Annotated in this window: 12 protein-coding genes; 6 read left to right on the forward strand and 6 right to left on the reverse strand. The window is 38.7% G+C overall.

All coding sequences use genetic code 11. The annotated features are described in order from the left end of the window. Window positions 1-34: 34 nt before the first annotated feature. Window positions 35-922, forward strand: a complete 888-nt coding sequence (locus PQO03_RS03365) for a radical SAM/SPASM domain-containing protein (protein WP_274151116.1) — start codon at window positions 35-37, stop codon at window positions 920-922. 23 nt (window positions 923-945) lie between these two features. Here the strand turns inward: PQO03_RS03365 and PQO03_RS03370 are convergent, their stop codons facing one another. The 5 genes from PQO03_RS03370 to PQO03_RS03390 form a co-directional block, all read right to left on the reverse strand. After that, window positions 946-1,509 (reverse strand): TrmH family RNA methyltransferase, encoded by a 564-nt coding sequence (locus PQO03_RS03370; protein ID WP_274151117.1) that lies wholly within the window; start codon window positions 1,507-1,509, stop codon window positions 946-948. 137 nt (window positions 1,510-1,646) lie between these two features. After that, the gene (locus PQO03_RS03375; protein WP_274151118.1) at window positions 1,647-3,581 is read right to left on the reverse strand and encodes a hypothetical protein; all 1,935 of its coding nucleotides are present in this window, start codon (window positions 3,579-3,581) and stop codon (window positions 1,647-1,649) included. A 15-nt stretch (window positions 3,582-3,596) separates the two neighbouring features. After that, a complete protein-coding gene (locus PQO03_RS03380; RefSeq protein ID WP_274151119.1) occupies window positions 3,597-4,100 on the reverse strand; it encodes a hypothetical protein in 504 nt (167 codons plus the stop codon). 175 nt (window positions 4,101-4,275) lie between these two features. Beyond that, window positions 4,276-5,805: a murein biosynthesis integral membrane protein MurJ gene (gene murJ, locus PQO03_RS03385; protein ID WP_274151121.1), complete on the reverse strand. Its 1,530-nt coding sequence runs from the start codon at window positions 5,803-5,805 to the stop codon at window positions 4,276-4,278. 4 nt (window positions 5,806-5,809) lie between these two features. Further along, window positions 5,810-6,748: a GSCFA domain-containing protein gene (locus tag PQO03_RS03390; protein WP_274151123.1), complete on the reverse strand. Its 939-nt coding sequence runs from the start codon at window positions 6,746-6,748 to the stop codon at window positions 5,810-5,812. Between the two features lie 88 nt (window positions 6,749-6,836). On the opposite strand from PQO03_RS03390, the gene hisC reads away from it, so the two are divergent. From hisC to mfd, 5 genes are all read left to right on the forward strand, one after another. Then, window positions 6,837-7,946 (forward strand): histidinol-phosphate transaminase, encoded by a 1,110-nt coding sequence (hisC, locus tag PQO03_RS03395; RefSeq protein ID WP_274151125.1) that lies wholly within the window; start codon window positions 6,837-6,839, stop codon window positions 7,944-7,946. After that, a complete protein-coding gene (locus tag PQO03_RS03400; protein ID WP_274151127.1) occupies window positions 7,936-8,448 on the forward strand; it encodes a hypothetical protein in 513 nt (170 codons plus the stop codon). The genes hisC and PQO03_RS03400 overlap by 11 nt, the downstream gene beginning before the upstream one ends. Window positions 8,449-8,552: 104 nt before the next feature. Then, a complete protein-coding gene (locus PQO03_RS03405; RefSeq protein ID WP_274151129.1) occupies window positions 8,553-9,635 on the forward strand; it encodes a 3,4-dihydroxy-2-butanone-4-phosphate synthase in 1,083 nt (360 codons plus the stop codon). Then, window positions 9,635-10,723 (forward strand): GTP cyclohydrolase II, encoded by a 1,089-nt coding sequence (locus PQO03_RS03410; RefSeq protein WP_274151130.1) that lies wholly within the window; start codon window positions 9,635-9,637, stop codon window positions 10,721-10,723. The genes PQO03_RS03405 and PQO03_RS03410 overlap by 1 nt, the downstream gene beginning before the upstream one ends. Before the next feature lie 24 nt (window positions 10,724-10,747). Continuing rightward, window positions 10,748-13,936, forward strand: a complete 3,189-nt coding sequence (gene mfd / locus PQO03_RS03415; RefSeq protein WP_274151132.1) for a transcription-repair coupling factor — start codon at window positions 10,748-10,750, stop codon at window positions 13,934-13,936. On the opposite strand, the gene PQO03_RS03420 is transcribed toward mfd, so the two are convergent. After that, the gene (locus PQO03_RS03420) at window positions 13,933-14,676 is read right to left on the reverse strand and encodes a substrate-binding periplasmic protein (protein ID WP_274151134.1); all 744 of its coding nucleotides are present in this window, start codon (window positions 14,674-14,676) and stop codon (window positions 13,933-13,935) included. The two genes, mfd and PQO03_RS03420, sit on opposite strands and share 4 nt — an antisense overlap. Between the last annotated feature and the right edge of the window lie 95 nt (window positions 14,677-14,771).

The raw sequence follows: 14,771 nt of genomic DNA on the forward strand, positions 1-14,771 counted from the left end.
AGAAATCTCCTAAAGGCCTTATTGGTGAATAATCATGCTATATCCTAGAAAAAAGTTTCGAAAAATATACATAGAAATTAGTAACGTTTGTAATTTGAAGTGCAGTTTTTGCCCACAAACTGATTTGCAGAGACAGTCTGACTTTATGACGGTAGATTTTTTTCATTCATTGGTGAAACAGGTATCGCCCAAGGTCTATTTACTTTGCTTACATGTTATGGGGGAGCCTCTCAATCATCCTCAATTAAATGAAATGATAGATGTCTGTGAAAAAGAAAATCAGGCAGTCTCGATTGTAAGTAATGGTGTTCAATTAAGTGATGTAAATATTAAAGCCTTGCTAAATCCGACCGTGCATCAAGTTAATTTTTCACTGCAAAGCTTTGGCGATAATTTTCCTCAAGCGAGTAATAAAAATTATTTAAAGAGAGTTTTTCATTTTGTGCAACTGGCAACTGAGTTACGTCCTGATATGCATATTAATTTACGCTTGTGGAATGCCGGGCATGATCAAAAGACAATAGCTCAAAACCGAGAAATCCTTGCTGAGATCGCAAGTTTTTTAAAATTAGATTTGGATGAATTAGCAAAGTTGAGCCTCAAAGGGCATCGTATAACGGGGAATATTTTTCTTAATTTAGCCGAGCGTTTCGAGTGGCCTGAAGTAGATGGACCCATCGTTGCTGAAAGAGGCTTTTGCCCAGCTTTGAAACATCAGTTTGCTATATTAGTTGATGGCACAGTTATACCCTGCTGTTTTGATCGCGAAGGAGTTATTAAACTGGGATCCTGTAAAGAAATGAGTTTGGATGAAGTGTTAAGTGGTCCGCGATCCCAAGCAATGCGTGAAGGATTTATGCAGAATAAGCTTGTCGAGGATTTGTGCAAAAGGTGTACTTATCGTTTGCGTTTTAATTCTTAGAAAACGTTCGAATAGTGAAATGCTTATGAGTTAGGTAAGTAATGCTCTAGTATGCACTCGGATCGTTTTATTGATTTTAAGGTCCAATCAATTTTGGTGTCTAAAGTTTTTTCTGAATTCAATTGATAGGGCACTTCTTGCTCAATGAGTTTATTTCTCAATGTTGAAAGAGATAAAGCGGAAGCAACTGATACATTAAAACTTTGAATGAAGCCACTCATGGGTATGTACACCATGTAATCAGCAAGTTCATGTGCTTCTTCGCTCAGTCCAGTTAATTCAGTTCCAAAACACAAGGCGAGGGGCTGGTCTACTGGTAGTTCATCGATAGTTATAGAGTCGGGGCGTAGACTGGTTGCACATATTTTATAGCCTTGATCTTTTAAGGATTTGAGGCAATTACGTGTGTTGTTCTGACTCTCTTCATTCCATGCTTTAATATCGAGCCACTTATGTGCCGACATAGAGATTTCTTTGTTGGCTGCGAAATCATTATTATTTTCGATAACATGTATGTTTTGTATGCCAAAAGCATCTGCATTTCTTAAGATAGCAGATGCATTATGTTCTTGGTAAAGATTTTCCAAAACAAGACAGATATGCTCGGTTCTTTGTGAGCACACCTTATCAATAAGCTCAATACGATCATTAATTAAATGAGATTGAAGCTTATCGAGTAAAGATTTTTTTGGGTATGGGTTAAAGCACTTAAAGACTGAGTCATTTATTTAGTCATGTAAAAGTAAATGCCAACACCTAAGAGTAGGAGAAGATTAAAGATGCCAATCTTTATTTTGATTGCTTTTGATTTGACTCTAGTTTCTTCGTCAAGCTTCCTTCTCATATCTGAAGTTAAACCAGTTTTAGCGCGAGGGCGCTCAGTCTTTGTTTTAGGTTTTTTAGTGCGAGTTGGCTTATCACCATTTGCTCCAGGAGCTTGATCACCTGTACTAGTTTTCTTTGTGCCTGCAGTTCTTCTATGTTTTTCGGAATCAGTGTTCATGCCGGTTCTAGTCTTGGGGCCACCTTTTGCAGTTCTTTTTCCTTTTGAGCCGACGGCTCCCTTAGCACTAGGAGGACGTTTCTTAGTAGGAGTTTTTGCGCCATCTTTACTACCAGGGGGACGTTTCTTAGTAGGAGTTTTTACGCCATCTTTACTGCCAGGGGGACGTTTTTTAGTTGGAGATTTTGCACCATCTTTCTTATCCTCAGCTTTAGCGTCGTCTTTCGTGGCCTCAGCTTTAGCGTCGTCTTTCGTGGCCTCAGCTTTAGCGTCGTCTTTCTTGTCATCAGCTTTAGGATCTTCTTTCGTGGCATCAGCTTTAGGATCTTCTTTCGTGGCATCAGCTTTAGCGTCGTCTTTCGTGGCATCAGCTTTAGGATCTTCTTTCGTGGCATCAGCTTTAGCGTCGTCTCTCTTGTCATCGGCTTTAGCGTCGTCTTTCGTGCCATCGGCTTTAGCGTCGTCTTTCGTGGCATCAGCTTTAGCGTCGTCTTTCGTGGCATCAGCTTTAGCTTTTTCAGCAGCGATACGAGCTTCTTCATCTTTCTTAGCTTTTTCAGCAGCGATACGAGCCTCTTCCTTAGCCTTAGCTTCGGCGATAATACGAGCTTCTTCATCGGCCTTAGCTTTTTCAGCAGCGATACGAGCCTCTTCCTTAGCCTTAGCTTCGGCGACAATACGAGCTTCTTCATCTTTCTTAGCTTTTTCAGCAGCGATACGAGCCTCTTCCTTAGCCTTAGCTTCGGCGACAATACGAGCTTCTTCATCGGCCTTAGCTTTTTCAGCGGCAATACGAGCGTCTTCTTTAGCCTTAGTTTCAGCAGCAATACGTGCAAATTCAGCTTTTTCAACGGCAATGCGAGCGTCATTTTCAGCTTTAGCTTTTTCAACGGCAATGCGAGCAAGTTCAGCTTGTTCGGCAGCGACGCGAGCCTCTTCTTCGGCAGCGTCGGATTCAGCTTGTATGCGTGTAAATTCAGCTTCAACTTTAATTCTTTCTGCTTCGATTTGACGCTTTTTCTCTTCTAAGTCTAAGCGTTGTTTTTCCAAGGATGGAGTTTGGCTGACTTGAGCTGTGCTGAAAGTAGGTGCATTTGAATTGAATGAAGGCGCGCCAGTAATGGTCTCCGCAGAAGACATGCTTCTGGCAGTAGTAGGCGAGGCAAAACTCGGAGCCCCCATTGGTGCAGGAGCACTTCTTCGTGTATCAGTTTTAGAAAATGCAGGAGCCCCGGGGTTTGTTGAAGCATTGCCAGGATTTAAAAGGTCGTTATTTACTGGTTGCGCGACTTTGAGCTTACCTAGTTTTTTTGCAGTTGCAACGGGGGTGTTAAGAGGCATGAGGTTATTGCTAGTCTCAGTTTTCTTTACTTCGGGTTGCGTTGCTTTCATCGCTTGTTTGAGTAAATCTTGTCGGGAGAATGAAACTGTAATAGTTTCACGCATATTACCCGTGCTTTTATCAACTTTTTTCACAGAATTCGTTTGGAACATTTCGATGTCAGAGTCAGGATCTAGAGCATCTAAAAATTGATCGGGGTTTTCAAAAATAATATTTAATCCACAAGAACCACAGTGGGCTTCCTTAGAATTATTGACAAAGGGAACGTGACCGGCACAGCTAGGGCACGAGAATTCAAAAGTTAGTTCAAACATAATAAGAGGGAGTCCTTAGGTGTTGCAGCTGATGATTTTTTCGTAGGGAAGTCGAAGAGTTTGCTCTTGCCCCTTGGGATTAATAGTCTGTATGACGAGAAGTTGTTTTTGTATTTCAATTATAAATTGAGCGGTAATAATACCTTGGTCAGTTTCAAAAATAAAGGGGCCAGCACGATGGCCGCTTTTATCAGTGGGGTATTGTTTGAAAAAGTCTTCATTGATGTCGATAGCAATGTCCAGTTCAGGGATGTCGTCATCCTCTTCTTCTTCGGAAGCAATGCTGCTGACAGTAGCGCTGGCTTTGAGTTTATTTTTCATTGAGCCAAAAATAAAAATTGGGTAGACTATAGGTAGAATTAAACCTAGGAAAAAATGGATAACATAGGTATGCCCCCGTTTTTCTGCAATTGTAGAAGAAAGGGCCGCGGAGTAAATGATAATAGTTATCATTATAAGAAGGACGATAAGGAGGCCCCAATTGAGATCGTTTATATTAATCTTTTTTAATTCATTCACTGCTATCACTTCCTCTTCTGTAATCTTATAGATTTAAAATTAACTTCTGCTTAATAAGATACAAGGTTTCGAGCCTTAAATGTTATTTACTTGTCTAAAAATTAAAAAAGAAATCACTTATATTGAGCTAAGTAAGAGTTTTTTACCTCGTCTTGATAAGATTAAAAATAATTTATCAACTAAACTTTGTACTGAATGCTCGGTGAAATATTTTAAAGGCGATGAAATAAAACAGGCTAAATGAAGCACAAACACAGAGTGTAAATATAAGATTAGTGACAAACTCAAGCGATGGTAGGAGCTGGTTGAAATATTGTTGAATGACGAGATTAACGATAATAAAACTAAGGATCGCTGAAAAAAGTGGTAGCAGAAAAGTTTTTAATAAGGGTTTGAGTTCACTAAGGTAGCTTAGTTTTTTTGCAAAAACCAATAAAATAATGAAGTTAAGAGTGCCGCTCACTACACTAGCCATGGCTAATGAAGCATGGCTGAGGAGGGGTATAAAACTTATGCCTAAAATCAGATTCAACGCAATCATATAAACCGAAACTTTAAGTGGAGTTTTGGTGTTTTTGTTTGAGTAATAGAGCGGGAGGATAACTTTTAAGGCTGTGAAAAAAGGAATTCCAGGTAAAAACCATAAAAAGGCTCTGAGGGTGAAGGCAAGGCTATCTAAGTCAAACGCACCTCTTAAAAAAAGTATTTTTAAGAGGCTTTCTCCGATTAGGTAGAATAATAAACTACAGGGTATAGAAAGGAAAAAGGTTTGTGCCAGGGCTTTGTGGAAGTCTTTTTGAACACTTTCTTGGTCACCTTTGGCTAAGGATTCTGATAGCGACGGTAAACAGACCGAGCCTAATGAAACACCGACTATGCCTACCGGAAGGTAAATGATTAACTCACTATAACTTAAAGAACTGACAGCGTGTGGGCCAATGAATAAGGCAATGGTTTTGTCTAATGCGGTTGAGATTTGTTGTGCTGAAGCACCGATAATGACAGGAATAAAACTTTTCCAAAAAGTTTTTAATTCGGGAGCTTTGAGTGAGCAGGTTTTGAATTTTAGACTAATAAATTTTGTGGAAGACTTTAATAGGATTCCCACTTGTAAGAAGCCTGAGCTGAGGAGGGTGAAAGCTAAGAGATAAATAGTTTGCTCTGGAGTCATTTTTAAAAAAATGGAGATGATTGAGGCACTGATTAAACAAGCATTCATGCTTGAAGACATTAAGGCAGGCAATGAAAATTTTCCGTAGAGATTATGAATACTACCAAGTAGGCCTGCTAAACAAATAAGTGGCAAATAGGGCATCATAATACTGCCGAGGTAGATGAGTGAACTATTTTCTTCTTTTATAATCCCCATGAAACCAAGAGAAAAGAGAATGACGATGCCTAGTAGTGCTAGAGCGGTATTTAAAATGGTGGTGAGGGTTAATATTTTTGAGGAAAAATCACTGGCTAATTTTTGGTCTTCTTTTTTGATGTCTGCAAGAAGAGGAATGAAGGCATTTGCTAGGGCACCCTCGCCAAACATTCTCCTCGCTAAATTTGGCAATGAAGCCGCGTACTTGAAGTAGCCGATGAGTGGAGAAGTCCCAAATAGATAGGCATAGAGCATTTCTCTGATGAGTCCACTCATGCGTCCAGTAAGGTTGCCTAACCCCGAGATAATTGCGTTTACTGTGTTGCGTTTAGACATTTAATTAAATTAAACTCGATGGGTATTTTACTTGAAAAGCTTCGATTTTCTTTTGGCGAGACTCGATAAATTTTAAGCTTTCTAGGCTGTCTTGATCGAGTAATCTATGCTTAATCATCTTGGTGATTTTCTCAGCTTCTAAAAAATACTTGAGTGAAGCCGGGTCAAAAGCACTTTCAATAAATTTTTGTAGGATGTACTCGGTCGCCACTTTATTGGGGTGAGTCATGTCTTCCTCATAAAATCTATAGTCACGTAAATCATCCATCATGATTTCGTATGAAGGGAAGTAGAAGCAATTTTCATGCTGCTTAATGATTTTTTCGATGGCTAAATGAAGAGTAGATTTACTGACCTGATTCTCACGGTAATTATCCCTGAGGTGCCTAATGGGGCTGACGGTGAAAACAATTTTAAGTTGAGGATTTAAGTTCTGTAAGTTTTTAACTAATTGAGACCATGAATGAATTATCTCGTCAGTGTCAAGCATTTTTCGATGAAAGAGTTCTTTGGGCAATTTATGGCAGTTAGCCACTACGTGATCATTACTTTTAAGCTGATAAACCACAGCGGAACCAAAAGTTATAAATAGAACACTGGATGACTGCAGTTTACCTCTAGTCTGATCTTGAACTTTTTGTATGAACTCAAGAGGGTTCTCGGGGCTTCCTTGAATGAAGGGTAAAAAACTTTGGTCCTTGTGAATGAGTAAATCGGGTGGGTTCCACTGTTTATTTTTCAAACTGTTTTGAAGCAAGTCAGCTATACTTTGAGGATTATAGAGAACTCCACTAGGGTTGGATAAAATATTGAGCCCTTTTTTGTCGAAGTACTGGGCGACTTTATCCGCAAAGCATGAGCCCAAAGAAATAAATTGATTCTGCCAGTTTATTTTGTCCGGAAAGAGCGCATCAGGAGATATTTCTGTTCTGAAAAGTTTCATGCTTTTTTTGAGTCCTGAGTGAAAGTTAGCAAGTGAGCTTTATCTTAGAGCAATTTTTCAGAGAATAAACTCAATTTTAGGTAAGGTAATGAAAATACTTGATAAAATCAATGAGCCTGTGAGCAAAGTTAAACCCTATCAGCCAGGTAGACCCATAGAAGACGTTGCTAGGGATTTTGGTTTAAATGCAGATGATATTGTGAAGATAGCCTCCAACGAAAGTGTTCTAGGTGTATCTCCTTTAGCTCAACAAGCCCTTGTAGAATGTATGGCAGACTTACATCGCTATCCCGATGCAGGAGCCTGGGAATTACGAGATAAGCTGGCACAAAAAATGTCTTTAGATACAGATCAATTTATCTTTGGTGCGGGCTCCAATGAAATATTAGTTTTCCTCGCACAGGTTTTTCTAGCACCAGGAAAATCAGTTGTGGCCTCGGCGCATGCTTTTGTGATATACAAAATTTTGACGGCCATGATGGGGGCGGACTTTATTGAGGTCCCAGTAAAAGATGGTTTACAGCATGATTTAGAGGCAATGGTCAAAGCGATTACTCCTGAAACTTCATTAGTTTTTGTTTGTAATCCAAATAACCCGACAGGAACTTTAATTTCTCAAGAAGAAATAGAGACATTTATGGATCAAGTCCCTGACGATGTTTTAGTGGTATTTGACGAAGCGTATGCGGAGATTTGTTTAGGCGAAATGCCCGACACACTATCTTTTGTTAAAAAAGGTAAAACTTGTATTGTCTTGAGGACTTTTTCGAAAGCCTATGGACTTGCAGGCATAAGGATTGGCTATGGTATGGCCAATGCCGAATTGATTTCTGAATTGAATAAACCTAGGCAACCTTTTAATGCAAACTTAGCCGCGCAAAAAATGGCGGTAGCAGCTTTAGATGATGAAGACTTTTTAGAAGCTTCTATCAAAGCATATCGCGATGCGAAGAGCTATTATCAAGATTTATGTAAAGAAATGCAATTAGAGTACATACCAAGCTATGCTAATTTCATTATGATCAAGACAGGTAATGGTGCTGTGATATGTAATAAATTGATGGCCTTAGGAGTCATTGTTCGATCCTTACAGCCTTATTTATTAGATGACTGGATTCGAGTTAGCTTCGGAACGGAAACGGAAAATCAAACCTTTGGCAAAGCTATACAAACACTGCGACGCAATAATGAACTTTAATTATAAATCAATAGATACCCATAAGCCTAATTCTGAATTTCAGTTTGATGGTCATAGTGTTTTTCTAAAAGCAAAAACCTACGCAGGTGATTTCATATTTGCTGAAGTGGGAGATGAACATGAAGATCTCTATGTATTAGTCGATAAGGGAACTAAACAACCCGCTTTGCATTTTCATTTACATCCAGAGTTACCTATGGGTAATCGTGCTGATTTACTTAATTGTCCTTGGCTTTTTGATCAAGGGGATTTTGAATCCGATGTGTTCGCTGATAGTCTATTTAATCAAGTAGAAAAACAAGATTTTACTTATGCAAAAGAAGCGGAGTTTAGGGGTTCAGGAAAAATAGATAGCTGGGAAGGAGAGGGCGAATGTTCCTTTGCCTTTGCACTCTATCATTGTGATGAAAGCCCAAGTTCACCTTATTTCATTGTTTGTGAATACGGAGATGGGGCAGATTCTCAGATTTGTTGCATGATTGGAGATCTTATTAATAATTGAAAAAACTTCTTTTTAAGCTAAAAATGGATATATTAGCTTTAGCATTTGAACCTCGGCAATTACGAGGTAAATAGAGCCTTAAAATAAGATTATTGAATAGAATTATGCAAGCATTAAAAGATATAGAACTCGCTTTAAAAGAAATAAGAGAAGGTCAGTGTGTCATTGTAGCTGATGAGAAAAAGTATTTTCTTATTTTTGCCGCCGCCGCATGTACTTCTGCGTATGTAAATTTCATGATGAATGACTGCCGAGGCCAAGTTCAGATTGCCTTGAAAAAATCGTCTCCCTTAAATTCAAGTTTGAACCGTCAGACCTATGAATTCAATAGCACTTTAAAAACCGGTATTAATGCCAACGATCGCTGCCACTGTATCTTACGAATGTTGGATGACGCAGCAATGGCAGATGATTTTAGTAGTCCAGGATTTTTGACGGTTAATTGGATCTCACATGGTGCGGTTCTGGTGAAACCCGGAATAGAAGATGCTGCTTATGATTTAGCACGCTTAGCAGATTATAGTGAAGGTGCGGTGTATTGTCAACTATTGGATGAAAAAGCGAATAGTTTAAGTGAAGACCAAGTTAGTGATTTTGCCGAGAAGCATAGTTTTAAACTGATTGATTTAAATGATATTATTGAGTACCGCCTTATTAAAGAACCTCTTGTTGAAGCTTTAAATATTGTTAATATGCCTACCGATTACGGTGAATTCAGATTGCATGTCTATAACGTGATTTATGACCCCGCACGCGGAATTGATTTAGTGTTAACTTGCGGAAAAGATAAGTTCTCAGAGGATGAAACCGTTTTAGTTCGAGTACATAGTGAATGGTCGATAGGCAATATTGTAAATCGCTTAAAAAATGATGAAGGCTCATCTCTAAATAGAGCCATGAAACAAGTGGCAGATGAGGGCAGTGGAGTCATCGTTTTTCTTAGGAATACACCTGAACAAGCAGCAAATTCTGGTTTGTTTAGTAACTCCAAAAGACCAACTGATATATGGATGGAAAAAGGCGAAGTAAAAACATTGCGTCCTCAAGGTGGAATGGCCTACGGTTTAGGAGCTCAGATTTTACGAGACTTAGGTGTCAGAAAAATGCGTTTGATGAGCAATAGCCCTTCAGATTTTGTGGGCATTAATAATTATGGTTTAGAAATTGTTGAACAAGTGAAGTACTAATGAATCAGCTTAAAGAAAGACTCCAGAAAAAATTAGACCACCTCCGTCGTGGAGAAGTTTTGTATTACAAGACTGAAGATTCTAGTGATGTTTACGCTTTTTGTTTTCTTAAAAATAGCTCCGCCCAAAATTTAACCACACTCATGACTTACGGAGGCCCCTTATCATTATTGGTGAGTGACCAAAGTGAGATTTGTAAATCACGAGAAAAAATTGCCGATTGTACAGTCTTAGCCTGTGATTTCAGTGCGCAAGGTCTAATGACACTGGCGTCTAATCCTAAGCAAGAAGGACCCGATAGGATTTTACTTAGAGTCGTAGAAAGTCATGATATCTTAAAAAACCTTTCCGTAGAGGGTCGCATAGTCGAATTTGCGTCGAATGTGGAAGGAGAAGAGCACTGCCTGATATACACGAAAATTTATAATTCTATTAATGTCGACTCAAGCCTTTTACTTAATGAAGAAGATATAAGTCTCGCTCGTTTTTTTAATCCCCGACTTATCGATATGACAGGTATGACTGAGGTAGAACTTCAGCAAGGTACTTTCAAACTTTATTCATTCTATTCAGAAATAGATGGTCGTTATCACTGGGCCTTTGTTTGTAATGATAGAAAAAAAGAGAATGAAACTCCTTTAGTACGTATCGAATCTGAGTGTTTAACGGGTCATGTTTTTGGTTCGCTTCTTTGTGATTGTGGCGATCAACTCAGCAAAGGCTTAGAAGAAATAAAAGCCTATGGTTACGGTGCACTAGTTTATCTGCGTCAAGAAGGTCGTGGGATAGGTTTGAAAGCTAAACTTGATGCCTATTATTTCCAGCAATTTCATGATATGGATACAGTGGATGCAAATCTGGCGGTAGGAATGCCTGAAGATGCAAGAGATTATTTGATTGGTGCTCAGATTTTGAATTACTTAAAATTTGAACCCTTGAAGCTGCTTACCAATAATCCTGCGAAAATCAGTGGTTTGAATCGCTATGGTTTATCGGTAGAACAACAAGTATCACATATTATTCCACCCTCTAAGCACAATAAACGCTATTTAGATACTAAGCGTGATCGCATGGGTCATAGAATATAATTCTATAAACGATTGGAGATGATTATGTTTGATTCCTTTACTGCAGATTTTGAAAAAGTTCTCAATCATATATCACCAAGTCAATCACTTAAAATTGCAGATCTTGAGCTAACGAGTTTAGCGATCATGAGTCAAATCAAAAATGTCGATCATGCGATCTGTGTTTTTGAAACTTCTGCACAGGCGGAATCAATATTAAATGAACTTAAAAAATATCAGTCATTAGCTCAATTAAGTGATATTAAACTACTCCATTATCCTGAACTCAATTCAGATCAAGTCGAATACGATATTGACTTAGAGCGCTCTCGAACATTAAATAGTATGCTCGAAAGTATAGCTGAAAAAACTTTGTTACTTTCTTCCGTTGCGTCATTACTAAGTGCGGTAGTTCCTCCTGATAAGCTGAATTCACAAAGTGTTGAGATAGCTCTAAAATCAGAAGCATTTTCCCCTGAAATTCTTTGTGAATTATTTACCAAAATGGGTTTTGATAATGAAGTTCAAGTGAGCTTGCCCGGAGAGTTTAGCTTACGAGGAGGGATACTGGATGTATTTTCTCCCGATCAAAAATTACCTGTACGAATCGAGTTTTTTGATAATGAAATTGAATCACTTCGACTTTTTGATGTAGACTCTCAGAAATCAATTGCAGAAATGAAATCTTATCAAATTAGTCCCGTTGAAAAAACGGGCTTGGAAGATCGTGGTTTTTTAGATTACTGCCGTGATTATGAACTGATTATTGTTAATGACGTCGCAATAGAAAAGCATCTACAGCGCTTCCAAAGCCAAGCGAAACAAGATTTTTGGGGAGAGTTAAAGACTTCTTTGTCTATTCATACAAATATTGATCAGGACCCTGAGAGTGGGATAAAAGATTTTCCTTTAGTTGCTTTAGCACCTATATATCGCAACTCATTGCCTGAAGTCGAGCGCACGATTCAGCAGGCACATCAGAAGTTTTTACTTGATAGAGTGAAATCGTGGTTGGATAAATCATGGCAAGTGCACATTCTCTGTGGAAGTGAAGCAGGCAAGCAGCGCTTAGAAGAAGTTTTTGATGATAAGCAAGGGGATAATTTAAAGCTCTATCCGCAATCATTGCACTACGGTTTCATTATTCCTGAAATCAAATGTGCCTTTTTAAGTGAGCAAGAGTTATTTGGTCGACCCATAGAAGATCTTAAAGATGTTTCTTATTCATCACAACTCCAGAAAAATTTAGAATATGAGCCTGAATTAAATGAAGGGGATTTTGCTGTTCACGCGAATCATGGGATTTGTCGCTACTTGGGAATAGAGATAAAAAATGGTCAGGAATTCCTCCTATTAGAATTTGCGGAGGATCGGAAATTGTTTCTCGCCTTAGATTCATCGAATTTATTGATGCGCTATATCGGAGGAAAAAAATCCATGCCTAAGTTAGCGCGCTTAGGAACGAGTTTTTGGCAGAAATCCTTGGATAAAGCAAAGGATTCAGCACGGGATTACGCGGCTGAATTATTGCGATTACAAGCAGCACGAGAGCATAGTCGAGGCACCATCTTTTCGAAAGATACTCATTGGCAAAACCTCTTTGAAGAAAGTTTTCCTTTTGAGGAAACACCGGACCAATTGACTTCGATTGAAGAAGTGAAAGCAGATATGGAAAAACCCAAGCCAATGGATCGCTTGCTCTGTGGTGATGTTGGTTTTGGTAAGACAGAAGTTGCAATGAGAGCCGCCTTTAAGGCTGTTATGGATTCCTATCAGGTAGCGATTATTGTCCCGACAACCGTTTTGGCCCAGCAGCACTTTCATTCATTCTCAAAACGGATGGCTGACTATCCGATTAAAATAGCGACCTTAAGTCGATTCATTAGTAAAAAAGAGCAGAAGAAAGTGCTCATCGCAATGGCGAATGGTGAGGTCGACATAGTTATTGGTACCCACCGTTTGTTACAAAAAGATATCATATTTAAAAAGTTAGGCTTGCTGGTTATTGATGAAGAGCAGCGTTTTGGAGTCGAGAGTAAGGAGTCTTTGAAACGCATGAGAGTTAATGTAGATATTTTATCTATGTCAGCCACTCCCATTCCCCGTACTCTTTATCTATCAATGACTGGGCTACGCGATTTTTCGACAATTCTAACAGCACCACACAATCGTAAGCCAGTGAGAACAATCGTCAGTAAAGAGAATGATGAATTAATTGAAATGGCCATTAGCCGTGAGCTTGAGCGGGGTGGTCAAGTTTATTATCTTCATAATCGAGTCGGTACCATTGATAAAGTCGCTCTCAAGTTAAAAAGAATGTTTCCAGAAGCAGGTATTTTAGTGGGCCATGGGCAGATGGATGAAGAAGAACTCGAGATGGTAATGAATGAGTTTACTGATGGTGACGCACAGATACTAGTGTGCACAACAATTATTGAATCTGGTATGGATATACGCAATGCGAATACAATGATAATTGATCGTGCGGACCGTTTCGGCCTATCTTCATTATATCAATTACGTGGCCGTGTGGGCCGAGAGCATCGTCAAGCTTATTGTTATTTACTGATGCCGGCGGACGAAGCAATTATGGATAATGCCAAAGAGCGTCTTAGCGCACTTCGCAAACATACACACCCAGGCGCGGGCTTTAAATTAGCCATGCGTGATTTAGAAATTCGTGGTGCAGGCAATATGCTGGGTTCGCAACAAAGTGGTCATATTGCGGCTGTAGGTTTTGAGCTTTACTGCCAGTTATTGAAAAAATCAGTGGCCGACTTGAAGGGTACTGTGAAGCAACTGACAACGGCATCATTTAATGCCGACTTTATTCATAATGGTTTTCAGGCTGTAGAGGGAGCGATTTCGGTGGCTTTACCTCCTACTTATATAGAATCTGATGATACTCGACTCGAAATGTATAAGCGCTTTTCCACAATGACGACTTATCAAGAAGTAATGAATTTAGAAACGGAACTCAAAGATCGCTTTGGAGCCTTCACTGAAGAAGTTATAGCGTATATTAGTAGCCAAAAAATAAAATTTCTGGCTACTGCACTTGGGTTTTATTCAGCAGAAATTAAAAAAGGCTTATTCTATTTAGAAGGTGCGGATGGCCTCTTTAGAATGAGTCGAAAAATACCGCAAATTAAAAAGCAAGGACTCGCGGCATTAAAAGAAGCAGAGCAATTTTTACTAAATTTAGCTAAGCGACAAAAAGTTAAGCTTCTTTAGTAGTCCGGAACCCATTTATTACGGATCTGTTTTAAAGTGCCGTTTATTTTCCACTTCTGATAGATATCTAAAACTTGATTATACAGTTTCCCATTCCCATAATCTACTGCCCATGCTAAAGCGTCACTTTCAGTACCCCAAGTCATTTTAATGAGTTCTTTATGGCTTTGTGCATACTTGACGATGCCGGGGCTTTCATGAAGAAAAACATCTATTTCTCCAGATTGAAGAGCACTAATAGCTTGATCTAAGCCTTCAAATGGAAGATTAGGGTTCTCGGGAAAATCATTTTTGACGAGCTCACCAAAAACAGAGCCTTCTACATAGCCAATTTTAAGCTCTGAACTAACTTCTTTTAAGGAGGGGTTAATGGAGTTTTCTTTATCCTTTTTAATTAGGATCATAATCCGCGTTTGTATGTAGGGAGGTAAAAATTTGACTTTGAAACTACGGTTGTTATTAGAGGTCATTCCCGACATGATAATATCAATTTTATTTTCATTTAAGGCATTAATTAATTCATCAAAGGGTATTTCGACGAACTCGACTTCTCTATTTAGTTCTTTACCTAAAGCAAGAGCATAATCAATTTCTAAACCAGTATGTTGTCCACTCTTATCTTTGAAAGCTAAGGGAGAGTAATTAGCAGATGTACCTACTCGAAGAGTGTTGTTGTAGCTACTACATGAGAATAGGTGAAGAAATAAAACTATAGTGATAAATGCTTTGATAATATGCATGATAAGTACTTGCTTTGTTTATAGATAAATTCTGTTATTATTATAATAGAACCATGTTTTATAAGATATAAAATGATTTAAATTTTTTAATCTGA

The organism is Lentisphaera profundi (assembly GCF_028728065.1).
GTDB classification, from domain to species: Bacteria; Verrucomicrobiota; Lentisphaeria; order Lentisphaerales; family Lentisphaeraceae; genus Lentisphaera; species Lentisphaera profundi.

What these genes read in the sequence shown, in the direction of transcription:
- PQO03_RS03400 (WP_274151127.1), top strand. Translation starts at nt 7,936, where the DNA reads ATGAACTTTAATTATAAATCAATAGATACCCATAAGCCTAATTCTGAA.
- PQO03_RS03420 (WP_274151134.1), bottom strand. Translation starts at nt 14,676, where the DNA reads ATGCATATTATCAAAGCATTTATCACTATAGTTTTATTTCTTCACCTA.
- mfd (WP_274151132.1), top strand. Translation starts at nt 10,748, where the DNA reads ATGTTTGATTCCTTTACTGCAGATTTTGAAAAAGTTCTCAATCATATA.
- PQO03_RS03390 (WP_274151123.1), bottom strand. Translation starts at nt 6,748, where the DNA reads ATGAAACTTTTCAGAACAGAAATATCTCCTGATGCGCTCTTTCCGGAC.
- PQO03_RS03375 (WP_274151118.1), bottom strand. Translation starts at nt 3,581, where the DNA reads ATGTTTGAACTAACTTTTGAATTCTCGTGCCCTAGCTGTGCCGGTCAC.
- PQO03_RS03405 (WP_274151129.1), top strand. Translation starts at nt 8,553, where the DNA reads ATGCAAGCATTAAAAGATATAGAACTCGCTTTAAAAGAAATAAGAGAA.
- hisC (WP_274151125.1), top strand. Translation starts at nt 6,837, where the DNA reads ATGAAAATACTTGATAAAATCAATGAGCCTGTGAGCAAAGTTAAACCC.
- PQO03_RS03410 (WP_274151130.1), top strand. Translation starts at nt 9,635, where the DNA reads ATGAATCAGCTTAAAGAAAGACTCCAGAAAAAATTAGACCACCTCCGT.
- murJ (WP_274151121.1), bottom strand. Translation starts at nt 5,805, where the DNA reads ATGTCTAAACGCAACACAGTAAACGCAATTATCTCGGGGTTAGGCAAC.
- PQO03_RS03365 (WP_274151116.1), top strand. Translation starts at nt 35, where the DNA reads ATGCTATATCCTAGAAAAAAGTTTCGAAAAATATACATAGAAATTAGT.